Here is a 211-nt window from a genome sequence, read left to right as displayed (position 1 = left end):
CGCCAGGTGAAGTAGGTGTACGACTGCTGGAAGCCGATCTGGGCGAGGGTGTGCATCATCGCCGGGCGGGTGAAGGCCTCGGCGAGGAAGATCACATCCGGGTCGGTGCGGTTGATCTCCCCGATGACCCGCTCCCAGAAGACGACCGGCTTGGTGTGCGGGTTGTCCACCCGGAAGATCCGCACGCCGTGGGACATCCAGTGCCGCAGGA

Annotated in this window: 1 pseudogene; it reads right to left on the bottom strand. The window is 65.4% G+C overall.

From position 1 onward, the window contains the following. Positions 1–211: pseudogene (locus ALMP_RS42505) on the bottom strand (alpha-1,4-glucan--maltose-1-phosphate maltosyltransferase); the annotation flags it as partial.

This window comes from Streptomyces sp. A012304, from assembly GCF_026008495.1.
Taxonomy (GTDB): Bacteria; Actinomycetota; Actinomycetes; order Streptomycetales; family Streptomycetaceae; genus Streptomyces.
This window is presented reverse-complemented; position numbering and strand designations above follow the sequence as displayed.